This is a genomic window from Asticcacaulis sp. P2_C5 (assembly GCF_056404555.1).
In genome coordinates, this window is the sequence record NZ_JBFUDU010000003.1 from 129,196 (window position 1) to 148,362 (window position 19,167).

Annotated in this window: 9 protein-coding genes; 7 read left to right on the forward strand and 2 right to left on the reverse strand. The window is 61.3% G+C overall.

Annotated features, from left to right (window positions below; translation table 11 throughout):
- Positions 1 to 243: 243 nt before the first annotated feature.
- The 5 genes from AC1DXO_RS06595 (at position 244) to AC1DXO_RS06615 (ending at position 13,902) form a co-directional block, all read left to right on the forward strand.
- On the forward strand, positions 244 to 4,161 hold the full coding sequence (locus AC1DXO_RS06595) for a beta strand repeat-containing protein (RefSeq protein WP_476977319.1): 3,918 nt from the start codon (positions 244 to 246) through the stop codon (positions 4,159 to 4,161).
- Between the two features lie 264 nt (positions 4,162 to 4,425).
- The gene (locus AC1DXO_RS06600) at positions 4,426 to 7,008 is read left to right on the forward strand and encodes a calcium-binding protein (RefSeq protein WP_476977320.1); all 2,583 of its coding nucleotides are present in this window, start codon (positions 4,426 to 4,428) and stop codon (positions 7,006 to 7,008) included.
- 299 nt (positions 7,009 to 7,307) lie between these two features.
- Positions 7,308 to 10,580 (forward strand): hypothetical protein, encoded by a 3,273-nt coding sequence (locus tag AC1DXO_RS06605; protein ID WP_476977321.1) that lies wholly within the window; start codon positions 7,308 to 7,310, stop codon positions 10,578 to 10,580.
- A 121-nt stretch (positions 10,581 to 10,701) separates the two neighbouring features.
- Positions 10,702 to 12,459, forward strand: a complete 1,758-nt coding sequence (locus AC1DXO_RS06610; protein ID WP_476977322.1) for a type I secretion system permease/ATPase — start codon at positions 10,702 to 10,704, stop codon at positions 12,457 to 12,459.
- A gap of 18 nt (positions 12,460 to 12,477) precedes the next feature.
- Entirely contained in the window at positions 12,478 to 13,902 is a 1,425-nt protein-coding gene (locus tag AC1DXO_RS06615; RefSeq protein WP_476977323.1) for an HlyD family type I secretion periplasmic adaptor subunit, read from the forward strand.
- A 77-nt stretch (positions 13,903 to 13,979) separates the two neighbouring features.
- Here the strand turns inward: AC1DXO_RS06615 and AC1DXO_RS06620 are convergent, their stop codons facing one another.
- A complete protein-coding gene (locus tag AC1DXO_RS06620) occupies positions 13,980 to 15,500 on the reverse strand; it encodes a tryptophan halogenase family protein (RefSeq protein WP_476977324.1) in 1,521 nt (506 codons plus the stop codon).
- 66 nt (positions 15,501 to 15,566) lie between these two features.
- Positions 15,567 to 17,273, reverse strand: coding sequence for an alkaline phosphatase D family protein (locus tag AC1DXO_RS06625; protein ID WP_476977325.1), 1,707 nt, complete (start codon positions 17,271 to 17,273; stop codon positions 15,567 to 15,569).
- A 197-nt stretch (positions 17,274 to 17,470) separates the two neighbouring features.
- On the opposite strand from AC1DXO_RS06625, the gene AC1DXO_RS06630 reads away from it, so the two are divergent.
- Both AC1DXO_RS06630 and AC1DXO_RS06635 read left to right on the forward strand, forming a co-directional pair.
- A complete protein-coding gene (locus AC1DXO_RS06630) occupies positions 17,471 to 18,409 on the forward strand; it encodes an ABC transporter ATP-binding protein (RefSeq protein WP_476977326.1) in 939 nt (312 codons plus the stop codon).
- Positions 18,406 to 19,167, forward strand: coding sequence for an ABC transporter permease (locus tag AC1DXO_RS06635; RefSeq protein WP_476977327.1), 762 nt, complete (start codon positions 18,406 to 18,408; stop codon positions 19,165 to 19,167). The genes AC1DXO_RS06630 and AC1DXO_RS06635 overlap by 4 nt, the downstream gene beginning before the upstream one ends.

Here is a 19,167-nt window from a genome sequence, read left to right on the forward strand (position 1 = left end):
TTTGGTTGCGAACGCAACTTAACCCACGGCGTGAACCCTGCAACCGAAAACTGAACTCCACTGTGCGAAGCGGTAAAATAAAACCACAAGCGAAGGCGCAACCCGTTTTCCCCTAACGCGCGAGCTGACGCAGGGGCAATATGCGTTTAGCTTGACGGTTGGTTTTCAACTGGTAAGTTCCCACCAGATAACAGGGGTCGGTACGCGTCTATACAGATGGCGGCGGCATAGGGAAACGTCATAATGAACTATAATCTTGAGGCCGGCGTCGAGACGCAGGTCAGTGTCGGCCATGACCAAAATGGCGTTGAAACCGTCACCAAGCTGGCCAATGGCAACTATGTCGTCACGTGGAACGGCGGCGATCTGGTTCCCGGCCTGGTTGCCGGCTGGTACTGGGCCGACGTCTATACCCAGATGTACGATGCTGAAGGCAACAAGATCGGCGACCAGCACGTCGCAAACACCATGACCGACGAGGACCAGGCCAGTTCACAGGTCCTGGCCACGGCCGACGGCGGCTATATCGTGGTTTGGGAGTCGGATCAGTATGACCTCGACACCATTCCCACCGGCGAATTCGTTACCATCGATCAGTCGATCCACGCCCAGCGCTTCGACGCCTGGGGCAACAAGATCGCCTTCGACACGACGTCCCCGGATACCGGCGAAGTCACCCTGTCGACCGGGCCTTTCGGCACCTTCAACTTCCTGCCGACAGCGGTCACGCTCAGTGACGGCAGCCTGATTATCGCCTGGTACATCGGCACCGATACCGGCACGAGTCTGGTGACGCAACGCTACACGGCTGGCGGCCAATTGACCGCCACGGTTTCGGCCTCGTCCTTTAATGCCCAGCCATTCAAGCTGACGGCGCTGAATGACGGTACCTATTTGACGACCTGGGGCGATTACCTGAATCCGGGGACCAGCCAGGACATCTTCGTCCAGCATTTCGACGCGTCCGGCAATGCGCTGGCGCCCAGGGTCCAGGTCAATACCTATACGGCCAACGTCCAGAGTCTGCCTTCGACCACGGTCCTGGCCGATGGCGGCTATGTTGTGGTGTGGCAGAGCCGTCTGCAGGACGGCTCGCTGTACGGCGTCTATGGCCAAGCCTTCAACGCCGCCGGCGCCAAGGTTGGCGGGGAATTTCAGGTCAATACCTATACCGACAACAATCAGTCTTCGCCGACAGTGCAGGCGCTCGATGACGGCAGTTTCGCGGTGGCGTGGCAGAGCACCCTGCAGGACGGCAGTGGCAGCGGCGTCTACTTCCAGCATTTCACCGCCGACGGTACGCGCATCGGTTCCGAAATCCGCGTCGCCGACGAGACTATCGGTAACCAGAGCCGGTCGCACATGGTGGCGGTGGATGGCGGCGTCGCGATCACCTGGAGCAGCAGCGACGTCAACGGTATCCAGACGATTTATGGGCGGACCTTCCTCGCCGAAGGTCAGCATGGTGACGAAGGCGATAACAAGATAATTGGCACATCGTCCGCCGATGTTCTCTATGGCCATGAAGGCAATGACACTCTGATCGGCACGGGCGGAAACGACCTGCTGATCGGCGGTTCGGGCCACGATGTCCTGGACGGCGGTGCAGGCAACGACACCCTGCTCGGCGGGGACGGCGACGATAGATACCTCGTGGACAGTCTGGGTGACAAGGTCGTCGAGCATCTGAACAGCGGCCTGGCCGATACGGTCGTTTCCCTGATTTCCTACGCCCTGGGTGATAACCTCGAGAACCTCGGTTTGCTCGGTACCGCCAATCTCATCGGAACCGGCAATGCACAGAACAATGGTATTGCCGGGAATGATGGAAATAACCTGCTGACCGGCGCTGTCGGCAACGACACCCTTATGGGTGGCATGGGCGTCGATACGCTAATGGGCGGTGACGGCGACGACATGATCGCCGACTTCGAAGGCGGTAGCAGTACCAGCCGCGACGTCCTCGATGGCGGCAATGGCAATGACCGCTTCGATGCCGACGCTTATGAGCGCATCGACGGTGGCGCAGGCAGCGATTGGGCCAGCGTCGATTTCGACAGCTATTATACAAATGCGCACCTCGGTATCACCCTGAACCTGACAGCGGGGGCCTCAGGCGGCCAGGTCAATTTTGTCACCGGTGGCAGCATTGTCCGTCTCGAAGGCGCGACCATCTGGGCGACGGACGGCGTCGACAATATCGCCGACGCCGCCTGGAACGGCGAACTGTATGGCGCCGGCGGCAATGACCGCCTCCAGGGCTTCGGTGGCGACGACGTACTGATCGGCGGCAATGGCGTCGATTCGCTGGACGGCGGCGAAGGTCGCGACTGGCTGTTCGGCGGTGCGGGTGCCGATACCATCCGCGGCGGCGCGGGCGACGACCAGGTCGGCAACTTTGAGGGCTATTTCAAATTCCTGATGTCCAAGAATCCCGTCTCGGTGATCCCCACCATGCCGGCCAGCCTGACCGACTTCCAGTTGCTGGCGGCGGACGACCAGAACGACGATGGCGCAGACACCCTTGCCGGCGAAGACGGCAATGACGTGCTGCTAGGCTGGGGCGGCAATGACCGCATCGACGGCGGTACGGGTAATGACGTACTGATCGGCGGCGCGGGCAGCGATACCTTGCTGGGCGGCACCGGTGACGATCTCTACTTCGTCGATAACGCAGGCGATGTGGTGACCGAAGCTGCCAATGCCGGCACCGACACGGTTTGGTCCGCGGTTTCCTTCACCCTGACCGCAACCGTCGAAAACCTGATGCTGCAGGGCAGCGACAATCTGAACGCCACGGGCAACAGCCTGAACAACGGCCTGACCGGGAATTACGGCAACAACCTGATCGACGGCCGGACGGGCAATGACACGATGACGGGCGACATGGGCAACGACACCTATGTCGTCGACAATGCCGGCGACCTCATTGTGGAAGCCTCGGGCACCGAAGGCGGTACTGACCTTGTCCGCTCTGCCATCAACTACGCCCTGGGCGAGTCGCTCGAAAACCTGACCCTGACCGGTACCGCGACGATGGGCTGGGGTAATGAACAGAACAACGCCCTGACAGGTAATGCCGCGGCCAATCTGCTCGACGGCGGGGCAGGGGCCGACACAATGACGGGCGGCCTGGGCGACGATACCTATGTCGTCGACAACACCGGTGATATGGTGGTCGACGGTGCCGGACAGGGCAATGACACAGTTATGTCCAGCGTCTCGTTCGCTGCCGGCGCCCAGTATATCGAAACCATCACCCTGACCGGTGAGGCCGATATCGACGTCACAGGCAACGCCATCGCCAATGTTCTGAACGGCAATGGCGGCAACAATCGCCTGGATGGCGGCGCCGGTTCTGATACGATGTCGGGCGGCGTGGGCAATGACAGCTACTATGTCGACAGCTATGGTGACAGTGTCGTCGAACTGGCCGATTCCGGCAACGACACCATCTACACCTCGCTGCGCCTGACGCTCGGCAACAATGTCGAAAATATCGTCCTGCTGGGCAGCGGCGGTGTTGCGACCACCGGCAATGCGCTGAACAACAGGTTGACCGGCAATGCAGGGGCCAACAGCCTGGTGGGTCTGGACGGCGACGACGTCATCGACGGCGGCGCGGGCATTGACAACATGGCCGGTGGCCTCGGCAACGACACCTACTATGTCGACGATCTCGGCGACCGGTTGACGGAGTTGAAGGACCAGGGCACCGACATGGTCTATGCCTCGATCAATTTCGCCTCGGGCAGCCAGTATGTCGAAGCGGTCAACCTGACCGGCTCGGCCGACTTGAGCCTGACCGGCAATAGTGTAGCTGAAACCCTGACCGGCAATGCCGGGGCCAATGTCATCAGCGCCGGCGCCGGCAACGACACAGTGGACGGCGGTGCGGGCAATGACAGCCTGAGCGGTGGTTCGGGCGCCGACCGCTTTGTCTTCGGCCTGGCTTCCGGCGCCGACGTCATCACCGACTTTGGCATCACTCAGGATACGCTGGACCTGCACGCCTATGCGGGCGGTGTGGCGTTCGGTGGCGGCATCACCCTGACACAGGTCGGCACCGCGACGGTGGTAGATCTCGGCGGCGGCAACACCATTACGCTGAACAATGTGGTGGCCACAAGCCCGTACCTGTTGGCGCATATCGCCTGGTAAAAGACGTGACGTCCATGGCTCCGGGCTTCAATCCGCTAGAGCGCAATCCGATAAAGTGGATGCCACTTTTCGGTTAAATTGCGCGACAAAACAAAAAGTTAGAGCGAAATGACGATTCTACCTAAAGTCATTTTGCTCTAGCCATGGGCTCCCTTCGCTTGTTTGAACTCGGCGATGGCAGCTGGGTTGCATTACCCGCCGCGGACGTCGCGTAAAGTCATTCATATAACTATAATCCAATAACTATAACCCAAGGGAATTTCCGTGACCTCCAGCTTTATCCCCACACCGGAAACGCAGGTCAGCCCCACGGCCTTCACCACGGGTGACATTACCCAACTCGAGGGCGGCAACTACGTCCTGACTTGGTCGGATTTTGTTTATCTGCCCGATAGCAGTTACGAGACCAGGCTCTATAGCCAGGTGTTCAACGCCGCCGGTGAAGCGGTAAGTGCGGCCGTGCTCATCGGCTCGCCCGACACCGAAGCCTACACATTCGATGACGCGGCGCAGGTCCTGGCGATGGACGATGGCGGTTATGTCGTCACCTGGCGGCACCAGGATTCCCACCTATCCGTCATGGCCCAGCGCTTCGATTCCGCCGGCCACCACGTCAGCTTCACCAAAGGCGGAAGCGACACCGGTCCCGTGACCGTGATGACCGATAACGTCGATTTGCCCGCGGCGACAGTCCTGGCCGACGGCAGCTTCGTCATCTCCGCCCTCGACGGGTCTGATAATTCACGGCCTCTGGTCCGTTACGATGCCGACGGCAACCATCTACAGACCAAGGTGTTCGCCATGGAGGGGCACTATAATTCAGGCGCAGTCCTGACGCCCCTGTCGGACGGCAGCTATCTCTTCACCTCGAATACCATCTCCAGCGGCGTACGCAGCGACGTCCTGGTCGAACATCACGCCGCTGACGGCACCCTTATAGGCGATCCCATCCTTATCGTCTCGCGGGCCCTCGATTTCAATGACCCCATGCCGACGATCGCGGCCTTCGACAGTGGCTATATCGTCGTGTGGGCAGGCAGTGACGGCGACTACCACGGCGTCTACGCCCAGCGCTTCAGCAATGACGGCACCCGCCTCGGCGATGAGTTCCTGGTCAATAGGCTGATCTACGGCGCCCAATACGGCGCTTCGGTCGCGATCCTGGCCGATGGCAGCGTGGTCATTGCCTGGACCAGCTCTGACCAGGACGGCCACGTCCGCACCTACTACCAGCAGTATGACGGCGACGGCGGCCGCATAGGCGGCCAGACGCAAATCGGCGAAGAAATGTATCAGGGAAATGTCCATATCGAAGCCCTCGCGGTCGGGGGCTTTGTCGCCTCCTGGCTTGGCTCTGCGGGCGGCGATTCGGCCGTATATGCCCGTCAGTTCGCCATGGCCGATGCCGGTACCGGCGGCAACGACACCCTGACCGGCGGCACCGGCGATGAAGGCCTGCACGGCCTGGCGGGCCGCGACCTGCTGAATGGCCTGGCTGGCAATGACATTCTGGACGGCGGAACGGGTTTCGATACCCTGACCGGCGGCACGGGTGACGATACCTATGTCGTCGACCACGCCCACGATTCCGTTATCGAACTGCTCGATGAGGGCGCAGACACGGTGGAATCCTCGGTCACCCTGACCCTGGCGGCCAATGTCGAAAATCTGATCCTGACCGGCGTCGATAACATCGGCGGCACCGGCAACGCGCTGAACAACACACTGACCGGCAATGCGGGTAACAATCTCCTGCGCTGCGGCGATGGCAATGACGTGCTGGACGGCGGCCTGGGCGCTGACACCCTGCTGGGCAATCTCGGCGACGACACCTATATCATCAACGATGCTGACGACCTGATCCGGGAATTTGCCGGCGAAGGCACCGACACCGTCCTGTCCAGCGTTTCCTTCGTCCTGGGCGGGGCCTATGTCGAAACCCTTACCCTGACCGGCTCGGCCGATATCAATGGTACCGGCAGTAGCCTGGCCAATGCGCTGTACGGTAACACGGGCCGCAACCACCTCGACGGCGGCGCCGGCAGCGACACGATGGCGGGCCACGACGGTAACGATACCTACTCTGTTGACAACAGTGGCGACGTCGTCGTCGAAGCCGATACCGCGGGCATCGACCTTGTTCTGTCGTCGGTCAACGTCATCCTGGCGGCCAATGTCGAAAACCTGACCCTGACCGCGACAGGCGATATTGCCGGCGCAGGCAATGCGCTCGACAACATCCTGACGGGTAATGACGGCAACAACCTGTTCAATGGCGGCGCTGGCGACGATCTGGTCGATGGCGGCGCCGGCGCGGACACCTTGCTCGGTAATCTCGGCGACGACACCTTTATGGTCGACGACAGCGATGACCTTGTGCGCGAATTCGCCGGCGAAGGCAACGATACCATCCTGTCCAGCGTTTCCTACGCTCTGGGTAGCGCCTATGTCGAGGTTCTGACCCTGACGGGTTCGGGCGATATCGACGCGACCGGCAATGCCATCGCCAATACTATGACTGGCAACGCCGGGAACAACAGCCTCAATGCCAGCGCGGGTAATGATACCCTGGACGGCAGGGCCGGCAATGACATCCTGACCGGCGGCAGCGGAAACGATAACTTTGTCTTTGGTCAAAACTCCGGCGTCGATGTCATTACGGACTTCGGCATCTATGGCGATACTCTGGACCTGCACGCCCTCAGCGGCGGCGTCGCCTATGGTGGCGGCATTACCCTGACCCAGTCCGGCGCCGACACCATCGTCGATCTCGGCGGTGGCAATACCATCACGCTGAACAACGTTTTGGCGACCAACCCGGCTCTGCTGACGCATATCGTCTGGTAATATAGGCATAACAGAACAGAATAAGCGCCCTCCGGTCCACAGATTCGGAGGGCGTTTTTGTATGTTGAGTGTCATATGCGGCCAGCAGAACATCACACACGTCTGAAACCCAAGACTGCCAAGGCTATCCGAAATACGACGGCGCTTTCCCTATGCGGCAAATTATTACCGCATTTTCCCGTACTGATACATTGACCCGGCGCGTTTACCCTCTATGGTCACCGCTGCAAACGATTGCTTTATGGCCGGGGAACGGCCTCTAAAATCATCTTCAACGCGCCATATGATCAGGAATTTTAGTGACCAATATTCTTACCCCCATGCCCGAAACGCAGCTCAGCCCTGCGGCCGACTACACCTCAGACATTACCCAGCTCAAGGACGGCAACTACGTCGTGACCTGGACGGATTACGTTCAGATATCCGATAGCAGTGGCGTGACCAACCTCTATGCCCAGGTGTTTAGCGCCGTCGGTAACGCGGTCAGTGCAGCCGAACTGATCAGCCCGCCCCGCGCCGGAGCCTACGCCTTTGATGACGGGGCGCAGGTACTGGCTATGGACGACGGCGGCTATGTCGTCACCTGGCTGCACTACGATTACAGCTCGTCCATCAACGCCCAGCGTTTCGATTCCGCCGGACACCACGTCAGCTTCATTCAGGGCGGAAGCGACACTGGCCCCGTGACCTTACTGGTCGAAGCCGGCGATATGCCGGCAGCGACCGTCCTGACCGACGGCAGCTTCGTTATCTCCGCCGTCGGCTATTCTGCCGACACGCGGTTCTTTCTCCACTACGCCGCCGACGGTACGTATCTTGAGAGCAAAGCGTCCACCACAGCGGGTTACTATCATCTGAACGGCGTCCTGACAGCCCTGTCGGACGGCAGCTATCTGATGGCGTCGAATACCACTTACAACTATATCCACTATGACGTTCTGGTCGAACATCATGCCGCTGACGGCACGCTTATCGGCGATCCCATCCAAATCGTCTCGCAGGCCTACGATTTTTATCCCGCCAATCCGAAGATCGTCGCCTTCAATGGCGGCTATCTTGTCCTGTGGGAAGGCAATGACACCAGCTACATGGGCATCCTGGCCCAGCGCTTCACCAATGACGGCACAAGCGTCGGCGATGTATTTCTCGTCAATACGACGATCGATTACTTCCAGACCAATCCGTCGGTGGCGATCCTGAGCGACGGCAGCATGATTGTCGCCTGGAGCAGCTATGACGGTTACTCACATACTTTCTACCAGCAATATGACGTCGACGGTAACCGCGTGGGCGGCGAAACACTCATCGGTACAGACGACGCCCAGAGCAGTGTCCACATCGAAGCCCTCGCGGCCGGGGGCTTCGTCGCCACCTGGATCGGCGACCAATCGACCGTCCAAACGCGTCAATTCGCCCTGGCCGATGTGGGCAGCGATGGCGCCGATACCATGACCGGCGATGCCGGCGACGACGTCCTGCAGAGCCTGGGCGGCCGAGACGTGCTGAACGGCCTGGATGGCAATGACTGGCTGGACGGTGGCGCCGGCTTTGACACCCTGACCGGCAGCACCGGCGATGACACCTATGTGGTCGACGAGGCCCATGACTTGGTTAGCGAACTGGCCGATGAAGGTACGGACACGGTGCGCACCTCCGTTACACTGACCCTGGCGGCCAACCTCGAAAACCTGATCTTGACCGGCGTCGACAACGTCGGCGGCACCGGGAATGCGCTCGACAACGCGATTACCGGCAATAGCGGCGACAACCTGCTGCGCAGCGGCGACGGTAATGACGTGCTGGACGGCAGCTTTGGGGCCGATACCCTGCTCGGTAACCTCGGCGACGACACCTTTATCGTCAACGACGCCAATGACCTGATCCGGGAATTTGCCGGCGAAGGCACCGACACCGTCCTGTCCAACGTCTCCTTCGCCCTGGGCGGGGCCTATGTCGAAACCCTGACCCTGACGGGCGTGGCCGACATCGACGCCACCGGCAACGGCCTGGCCAATACGCTGAATGGCAACAGCGGCAACAACCACCTCGACGGCGGCGGCGGCGCCGATACCCTTGCTGGTGGCGCCGGCAACGATACCTATAGTGTCGACAGAGCCGGTGGTGTTGTCGTCGAAGGCGATAATGCAGGCATCGACCTGGTCCTGTCCTCGATCAACCTGACCCTTGCGGCCAATGTTGAAAACCTGATCTTGACCGGCGTCGACAATGTCGGCGGCACCGGCAACGCGCTTGACAACACACTGACCGGCAATGCCGGTAATAATCTCCTGCGCGGCGGCGACGGTAACGACGTGCTGGACGGCGGCCTGGGCGCCGACACCCTGCTGGGCAACCTTGGCGATGACACCTATACTATTGACGACGCCAATGACCTGGTGCGTGAATTTTCCGGAGAAGGCAACGACACCGTATTGTCCAGCGTTTCCTACGCTCTGGGCGGTGCCTATGTCGAAACCCTGACCCTGACTGGCACGGCCGATATAGACGGCACCGGCAACGCCCTGGCCAATACACTGAACGGGAACACTGGCAGCAACCACCTCGAAGGTGGCGCTGGCAATGACACCTATTCCGTCGACAACAGCGGTGACGTGGTGGTCGAAAACAGCAATGCGGGCATCGACCTGGTCCTGTCGTCGGTGAGTTTCACCCTGGGGGCCAATGTCGAAATCCTGCTCTTGACCGGGACAGCCGATGTCGACGGCACCGGCAATGGCCTGGCGAATATTCTGAACGGCAACACTGGCCGCAACCACCTGGAAGGTGGCGCCGGCGATGACACCTATGTCGTCGACCACCGCGGCGATGTCGTGGTCGAAAACAGCGATGCGGGCAGCGACGTCGTCTGGTCGTCGGTGAATTTCACCCTGGGGGCCAATGTTGAAAACCTGATCCTGGGCGGGGTGGACAGCCTTGCCGGCGCTGGTAATGGGCTCGACAACGCCCTGTTTGGTAACAGTGGCAATAATCTGTTGAACGGCGGGGGCGGGGACGACAGGATCGATGGCGGCGCCGGCGCGGATACGATGCTGGGGAATCTCGGCGACGATACCTTTACGGTCGACGACGGCGCCGATCTGGTGCGCGAATTCGCCGGCGAGGGCAACGATACCATCCTGTCCAGTGTGTCCTATGCTTTGGGCAGCGCCTATGTCGAAGTCCTGGCCCTGACGGGTTCGGCGAATATCGACGCAACCGGCAATGCCATCGCCAACACCGTGACCGGAAACGATGGTGCTAACAGTCTCAATGCCAGCGCTGGTAATGACACCCTGGACGGCGGGGCTGGCAATGACATCCTGACCGGCGGCAGCGGAAACGATAACTTTGTCTTTGGTCAAAACTCCGGCGTCGATATCATTACGGACTTCGGCATCTATGGCGATACCCTGGACCTGCATGCCCTCAGCGGCGGCGTCGCCTATGGTGGCGGCATTACCCTGACCCAGTCCGGCGCTGACACCATCGTCGATCTCGGCGGCGGTAACAGCATAACCCTGAACAACGTTGCGGCTACCAACCCGGCCCTGCTGTCGCATATCATCTGGTAACAGGCGAGACTGGTAACCGGCGCGAGTAAAAATGCCCGGCCTGCCCTTGTGCAGGCCGGGCATATTCTTTATGAGTCGCGTTATCTTATTTCAGTAATATCCTCCGGTTATAACGGCCGCCATGATTTCAGCTCTCACACGCTTCAAGATCAACCCGGTCATGGCCGCAGCACTGAAACAGTGCCGACCGCACTTCGTCAATGCCGCCATTTTCAGCTTCTTCATCAACCTGCTCAGCCTGGCGCCGACGCTGTATATGCTTCAGGTTTACAGCCGCGTCGTCTCGACCGGCGGGGTGATGACCCTGGTCTACCTGACCCTGATCCTGGTCCTGTCGCTGGGCACCATGTCCTTCCTCGACAGCGTGCGTTCGCGCCTGCTGATGCGTTCGGGCGTGCGAATCGACAAGATCCTGGCCGGTGAAGTGCTGAACCACCTATATGCCCGAATCGGCAATGGGCGTCAGACTACCGGTTCGGCCCTGCTGCGCGAATTCGATGCTTTCAAGCAGACCTTGTCGGGCGCCGGTATTGTGGCCCTGTTCGACCTGCCGTGGATCGTGCTGTTCCTCAGTCTGTGCTTCTATCTGCACTCGACCCTGGGCTGGCTGACCGTCGGCGGCGGCGCCTGCCTGGCCGTTATCACCTGGTTGTCGGAGCGCGCTTCCTACCGCTACATCACCCAGTCGGCCGAGGCCATGTCCAAGGCCTATCAGCGCCAGGAAGCCACCAGCCAGCGCGCCGATGTCGTCCGCGCCCTGGGCATGCGCCGGGCCCTGGTCGATTTGCAGCTCAATGAACGCCACTCGGCGCTCGATGACCAGATCCGCGCCAATCTCAGCGTCGGCGGCTTCTCCACCACCTCGAAATTCCTCCGCCAACTGCTGCAGTCGATTGCCCTGGGCGTCGGCGCCTGGCTGGCCATCCACCAGGAAATCTCGTCCGGTGCCATCTTCGCCGCCTCGCTGCTGATGTCGCGCGCCCTGACGCCGATGGAGCAGGTGATCAACAATTGGCGCAGCCTGATCCGCGGCTACAATGCCTTCCGCCTGGTCGACAAGGCGCTGAACGAACAGGCCGAAAAGACCCTGACGTCACTGCCGCGTCCCCGTTCGGTGCTGACCGTCGAAGGCCTCAACATCGTTCACCCGGAACAGAAGGCCTATATCCTTCAGAACATCAGCTTCCAGGTCAATCCGGGCGAAATGCTGGGCATTGCCGGGGTCTCGGGCGCCGGCAAGTCGACCCTGGCCCGGGTCCTGGTTGGCTGCGACGGCTACGATATCGGCACGATCCGCATCGATGGCGCCGAGCGCAAGGACTGGGATCCGGAAGTGCTGGCGAAATATGTCGGCTACATGCCGCAGGACGCCTCTCTGTTCGCCGGCAGCGTCCGTGACAATATCTGTCGCTTCGAAACCGGCGATAATGACGAAATCGATGAAGCTGTCATCGCTGCCGCCAAGCTGGCCGGCGTGCATGAGATCATCCTGCAACTGTCCAACGGCTACAACACCATGCTGGCGATCAACGGCCAGGGGCTGTCGGGTGGCCAGGCGCAGCGTGTCGCCCTGGCGCGGGCGCTTTACCGCGACCCGGCGATTCTCGTGCTCGACGAGCCCAATGCCTATCAGGATAGCGCCGGTGAAGCCGCCCTGATCAGCGCCATGAGCGGCGTCTGCGCCCGCGGCGGCTGCGTGATCGTCATCGCCCACCGCGCCATGGTGCTCGACCGCGTGACGCGCCTGATGATGCTGGCCAATGGCCGCGTCGCCTTCCTGGGCACGCCGGCGCAATATGCCGAGGCGCTGCGTAAACAACAGGCCGGCCAGCAGGCCGCCACAAACCTGGCGCCCATCGCCGGCGGCAAGACGAGCTGATTTCAGGTGAACGAAAACATGGCACACGGCAATCTCGATGGTACGACGGGTGACGCATTGAACGCGCCGCGTCCTGAACCGCGCGCCAAGCCGATGTGGCGCAAGCTGACCGACACTTTCGGCATCACGCGCGGCGGTGACGGGGCCGATGATCCGACTACCGATATCCGCTTCGGCCTGGGTATCGTCTTTGTCTTTTTCGTTGTCCTGCTCGGCTGGGCCGCCTGGGCGCGCGTCGATTCGGCCGTCTATGCCCATGGCACCATCGCCGTCATCGGCAATCGCCAGGAAGTGCAGCACAAGGAAGGCGGCATCGTCACCGGCCTGTTCGTCAAGGAAGGCGACATGGTCCACAAGGGCCAGGTCCTGATGACCTTGTCGGGGGACGAGACCGAAGCCAATGCCAATGCGCTTTTGGCGCAATATATCGACCTGAAGACGCGTGAAGCACGGCTCATGGCTGAACAGCGTCAACAGGGCGGTTTTGCCGAACCTGTTGAATTCGCCGAACTCGGACCGGAGCTGCGTCCGACCATCGACAGCGCCATGGACCTGCAACGCAAGACCATGGCGGCCAGCCGCAGTTTCATGGCATCGCAGCTTTCGGTCCTCGACCAGCGCGTGACTCAGACTCGCGAACAGATCATCGGCAACCAGGAACAAATGTCGTCTAACACCCAGCGCCGGTCGCTCACCAAGGAAGAACTGGCCGGTGTTGAAGACCTCAATGCCAAGGGCTATGCGCCGACGACCCGCGTGCGCGCCCTGCAGGAATCGATCGCCGGCCTCGAAGGCGAATACGGCGCTCTGAAGGCCCAGGTGGCCTCGGCCCAGGCGTCGATTGGCGAAACCCAGATGCAGGCCGCCGGTGTCCGCAAGCAATATCTCGACCAGGTCATGTCCGAACTCCAGGACACCCAGGGCCGTCTGAAGACTATGGAACCGCAACTGTTTGCGGCACGCCAGTCCTACGACCGCCTGCATGTCCGCGCCACGGCGACGGGCAAGGTGATGGGGTTATCGGTGTCGACGGTCGGCGGCGTTATCGCGCCGGGCCAGAAGCTGCTGGATATCGTTCCCGACGCCACGCCGTTGGTTATCCAGGCCATGGTCGAGGCCAAGGACGGCAACGACGTCCAGCCCGGTCAGGAAGCTCAGGTCCGCTTTACGTCACTGCATGAGCGCGATGTCCCGATCCTGATGGGCAAGGTGCTCGATGTGTCGGGCGACAGCTTTGTCGACAAGGAAAACAATCGTTCCTTCTACACGGCGCGCGTCCAGATTAGCCCGGAAACCTTGGCGACCCTGAACCGTATCCGTGAGGCGGCCTTGAAACCCGGCCTGCCGGTGGAAATCGTCGTGCCGCTGCGCAAGCGCACGGTGCTGCAATATATCCTGGAACCGCTGAACCAGTCTCTGTGGAAGACCTTCCGCGAGAGCTGATCTTTAAGGAAGTGCCGGGCGGGGCACTTAAGGTCAGAGTCATATCGACGATATCGGGACTACAAACACTCTGATTACTACACCGCTAGAACGCTCGCTCTGGGCTTCAGCAACAGCTTCAGAAAGTCTCCTTGGGTTGGCATGGTCTCGACCATGGCTATGACAGCCTGCCGGCTCTCTTCCATAAACCGCGCCAACTCAGCAACCGGCATATCGGGCAAGTCCGGATCGAGCGCGTCCGGCAAACCGCCCTGGCCCAACATGACGGCGAGCCAGCCCTGCATCGGGAAGGGATGATCCTTCGGAATGCTCACCCGTCCCTTGGCGGCGAACTGCGCCATATTGGCGGCCACCGCGTCGGGCACGTCCATATCACGGCAATAGCGCCAGAATTCGGAATCATCGCGCACCGACCGTTTGTAATGCAGGATGATAAAGTCGCGGATATTCTCGAACTCAATGTCAGCCTGTTGATTCAAGGCCGACACAGTGTCCGGTCCCAATCCCGTATGCAGCAATGCCCCCAACAAGCGCAGGATCGCCGTCTGGATCATATAGATGCTGGTCGATTCCAGCGGTTCCAGAAAGCCCGACGACAAGCCGATCGCCGTACAGTTTCTGACCCACACCCGGCGCCGCTTGCCGGTGACAAAGCGCAATCGCCGTGGCTCAGCCAGGGCTGGTCCTTCCAAACCCGCCAATAACCGCCGTTCGGCCTCGTCGTCGTCCATGAAGCGGCTGGCATAGACGTGGCCATTGCCGACGCGATGCTGCAACGGAATGCGCCACCTCCACCCGGCCGCATCCGCTGTTGACCGCGTATAGGGCGCCGGCGGTCCGGCATGTTCACTGGGCACCGCCACGGCGCGATTGCACGGCAGCCACCGGCTCCAGTCGTCATAGCCGGTCTTTAGCGTCTGTTCGATCAGTACACCCTGAAAACCGCTGCAATCGACAAAGAAGCTGCCTTCGATCGCGCGGCCGTCTGCCAAGGTCACATCCGTGATATCGCCGCTGTCGGCGTCCTGGCCCACCGCCACGGCCTTGCCTTCGATTCTCACGACACCGCGCGCCTCGGCATAGCTGCGCAGATAGCGGGCATACAGGGCCGCATCGAAATGGAAAGCATAGCCCATCGGCCCGACCGCCATGGCCTGGCCGCGCCGCGGCAGCATGAAGCGGCCTTCTACCGACGCCACACAGGCCAGGTTATAGTCGTCGATCGGAAACGCCTGACCGTGACCCTTGGCATAGCGCATCCACAGCGGTCCGAAGTCCGGGCTTTGAACGTCGGCGCCGTAGTTGGTGAAGGGATGCATGTAGCGCGCGCCAAGCCGGCCCCAGTCGACGAACTGGATACCCAGCTTGAAGGTCGCTTCGCACGCCCGCATGAAGTCGGGGACGTCGAGGTCCAGCATGGCATTGAACATGCTGATCGACGGTACGGTAGCTTCGCCGACGCCGATGATGCCGATCTCTTCTGACTCGACCAGCACGACCGACGTCTGCGACATGGCCTTGATCAGCGCCGCCGCCGTCATCCAGCCGGCCGTGCCGCCGCCCAATATGACGATCTTCTTGACAGCCCCCGGCGCCATCCGTCCTCCCCGATACTATTGTTATGTCGGACAATATATCGCAGCACTGGGAAAGGGAAGTCTAACTTAGGCGACCTCAGACAAGGCCCCGACGCCACCGTCCACGGCCAGGGCTTCGAAACGCTTGCGCACCGTGCAGTGAAAATCCCGTGACGTGATGGTGTCGACGGCCATCCATTCACCGGTCATCTTTTCGCGCGTCAGGGTCAAGCGGACAAAGCCGTTGTGGCCGTCGTCCGCCGCCAGCACTTCGTCATTGCGCGTCGCCATGGCGTCGGCCAGTTTCAGGTCGGGCAGCCAGGCGTCCAGCCATCGCGTCGGCGAGGTGACCGAGGTGATGCCCATCTCGACCGCCACTTGGACACCGCCGGCGTCGTGCAGTTGATTGGCCCAGGCTGTATGGCTGTCGCCGGACAGAACGACCATGCGTGCCCTGGCCGCCTTGACCAGGCTATACAGGCGCTCGCGCTCGGCCGGATAGCCGTCCCAGGCATCGAGATTCCACGGAAAGGCATCGGCACGTCCGAACAGGGCCAGCATGGCCTCCATCTGGCTGCGCTGCCCGGCAGGCAAGACTGTTCGCAGCGTGGCGACCGCGCCTTCGCCCAGCGCCGCAGCTATATCGGGACCGGCGGTGCGGGCCATGACCACCTGATTGCCCAGGACCTGCCAGCGCACGCCGGCCTGGACCGACGACTGCAGGGTCGCGCCCAGCCAAGCCCGCTGTTCAGCGCCCAGCAGTTCGCGTCGCGGATCGTCGAGTTTTGCCCGCATGGCGGCGAAATCCGGAGTGCCGTCCGCCCCGGCCAGATCCTCGCCGTAGTCGAGTTGCTTCGTCCGTGCCAGCAGCCGTGTCTCGGTCATGATCAGTTCGGCCAGGTCTCCGAAACGGAAGCTGCGGTAGATGGCCTCGGGCAGCCGGCCAGGCGCGGCATCGCGGATCGGCATCCATTCTCCATAGGCCTTTAGCGCCGCCGCCTTGCGGACCATGAAGTCGCCTTCGCCGGCTTCAGGGTCATGGTTCTCCGCCCCGCTGGTCCACGGATTGTTGCACAGTTCGTGGTCGTCGAAGACACAGATCCACGGCGCCCGGGCATGGGCCGCCTGCAAATCGGGATCGCGCTTGTACTGGCCGTGGCGCGTGCGGTAGTCGTCGAGCGAGACGATCTCGTGCGGCGGCTGGGGATTGCGATCCAGCAGGCGGCCATTGCCCATGCCGTAATCGGTCAGGCCGGCGCCGTATTCGTAGATATAGTCGCCCAGGTGAACCACGGCATCGACCCGGTCCAGGTCGGCAATGGCGCGATAGGCGTTGAAAAAGCCGTTGGGGTGCAGCGAGCACGAGGCGACGGCTAAAACGACCTTGTCCGCTACCATCTTGTCTCCCTGGCGCGGCAGTGTGCGCGTCCGCCCGATCGGGGAGACGACATCGCCGACCGCGAAGCGGTAGACATAGTCCTGTCCGGGTGCCAGGTCGGCGGCGTCGATCTTGACCGTATAGTCGCGGCCCGAGTCCGTCGTGAAGCTGCCTTTCGCGGCAATATCGGCAAAGCTGTCATCGTGGGCAATTTGCCAGGTCACATGGATCGGCATCTCAGCCCCGCTGATCCGGGTCCACAGTATGACCCGGTCGACCAGCGGATCGCCCGAGGCGACGCCGTGGTCGAAGCGCAGGCCTTGCGGTGGGGAGGTCGCCACAGCGGAGGCCCCGAGCGCGGGCGAGGCCGCCACAATGCCGAAGCCCAGCAGGGCTCGTCTGCGATTGAAAGCCATATCGACCTCGTAACCGTGTCAGTTACGCTAGGCGGATAGGGTGATTTCACGACAGGGGTTTAACAGCTACGTGACGGTTTTTCGGCGAAAACCTTAATAATCCGACCCTGACACTCCACGTCAGCAGTCATCGGCCGCGTCCTTGCACCCTGGGCACCCATGCGCCATAGAGAACGCACCGTACAAAGGACGTTGGAATGAACGATTCGATCATCACCATCGAGAAGCTCGAAAAGACCTATAAGGGCGGCCTTCATGCCCTGAAAAGCGTCGACCTCGAGATCAAACGCGGCGAGATCTTCGCCCTGCTCGGACCGAATGGCGCCGGCAAGACGACCCTGATCGGCATTATCTGCGGCCTGGTCCGGCCGACCTCGGGCAAGGTGACGGCTGACGGCCACGACATCGCCGACGACTTCCGCAAGGCGCGTTCGGCCATCGGCCTGGTGCCGCAGGAACTGGCGACCGACATGTTCACCACGGTGTGGGACACGGTGTCTTTTTCGCGCGGCCTGTTCGGCAAGGCGCCAAACCGCAAGCATCTCGAAAAGGTCCTGCGTGATCTGTCGCTGTGGGACAAGAAGGACAATAAGATCGCCACCCTGTCCGGCGGCATGAAGCGTCGCGTACTGATCGCCAAGGCCCTGGCGCACGAACCCCAGATCCTGTTTCTCGACGAACCGACCGCCGGCGTCGATGTCGAACTACGTCGCGACATGTGGGAGATGGTCCGCAAGTTGCGCGAGAGCGGCGTGACCATCATCTTAACCACCCACTATATCGAAGAGGCCGAAGAAATGGCCGACCGAATCGGCGTCATCAATAAGGGCGAGATCATCCTGGTCGAAGAGAAACACACTCTTATGCGCAAGCTGGGCCAGACCCAGGTGACGATCGGCCTGAAACAACCGCTGGACGCCGTGCCGCCTGGTCTTGCGAAATGGCCGCTGAAGCTCAGCGACGACGGCCTGACCCTGTCCCTGACGCTGAAGGGCGAAAGCGACGACACCGAAAGCGACGCCGCTGGCCTGATCAAGGCCATGGCCGCCCTGAACCTCGACTTCAAATCGGTCGATATGAGCCGTTCGTCGCTCGAAGACATCTTCGTTAGCCTGGTAGGAGGGAAGTCGCTATGAACTGGCACGCTATCAAGGTTATCTACGCCGCCGAACTGGGCCGCAGTATCCGCACCCTGTTCCAGAGCCTGGCCACGCCGGTCATCTCGACCTCGCTGTATTTCATCGTCTTCGGTTCGGCCATCGGCAGCAAGATGGGTGCGGTCGGAGGTGTTTCGTATGGCGCCTTCATCATCCCGGGTCTAGTCATGCTGACCCTGCTGACCGAAAGCACGTCCAACGCCTCGTTCGGCATCTATCTGCCGCGCTTTACCGGGACAATCTACGAAGTTCTGTCCGCGCCGGTTTCCGTGGTCGAAGTCCTGGCCGGCTATGTCGGCGCGGCGGCGACCAAGTCGGTCGTGCTGGGTTGTATTATCCTGGCGACCGCGCGCCTGTTCGTGCCGTATGAGATAGTTCACCCGCTCGCCACCTTCGGCTTCCTGGTGCTGATCGCCGTGACCTTCTCGCTGTTCGGTTTCGTTCTGGGCGTATGGGCCGACGGTTTCGAGAAACTCCAGGCCGTCCCGATGTTGATCCTGTCGCCGCTCGCCTTCCTGGGCGGCACCTTCTACTCGATCAAGATGCTGCCGCAGCTGTGGCAGACCATCACCCTGTTCAATCCGGTGGTTTATCTGGTCAATGGTTTCCGCTGGGCCTTCTACGGCCAGGCCGACGTCAATGTGTGGATCAGCCTGGGCATGACCTTCACCTTTATGGTCATCTGCCTGAGCATTGTCGCCTGGATCTTCAAGACCGGCTACCGCCTGCGCACCTGA

What these genes read in the sequence shown, in the direction of transcription:
- AC1DXO_RS06630 (WP_476977326.1), top strand. Translation starts at nt 17,471, where the DNA reads ATGAACGATTCGATCATCACCATCGAGAAGCTCGAAAAGACCTATAAG.
- AC1DXO_RS06620 (WP_476977324.1), bottom strand. Translation starts at nt 15,500, where the DNA reads ATGGCGCCGGGGGCTGTCAAGAAGATCGTCATATTGGGCGGCGGCACG.
- AC1DXO_RS06615 (WP_476977323.1), top strand. Translation starts at nt 12,478, where the DNA reads ATGGCACACGGCAATCTCGATGGTACGACGGGTGACGCATTGAACGCG.
- AC1DXO_RS06635 (WP_476977327.1), top strand. Translation starts at nt 18,406, where the DNA reads ATGAACTGGCACGCTATCAAGGTTATCTACGCCGCCGAACTGGGCCGC.
- AC1DXO_RS06595 (WP_476977319.1), top strand. Translation starts at nt 244, where the DNA reads ATGAACTATAATCTTGAGGCCGGCGTCGAGACGCAGGTCAGTGTCGGC.
- AC1DXO_RS06625 (WP_476977325.1), bottom strand. Translation starts at nt 17,273, where the DNA reads ATGGCTTTCAATCGCAGACGAGCCCTGCTGGGCTTCGGCATTGTGGCG.
- AC1DXO_RS06610 (WP_476977322.1), top strand. Translation starts at nt 10,702, where the DNA reads ATGATTTCAGCTCTCACACGCTTCAAGATCAACCCGGTCATGGCCGCA.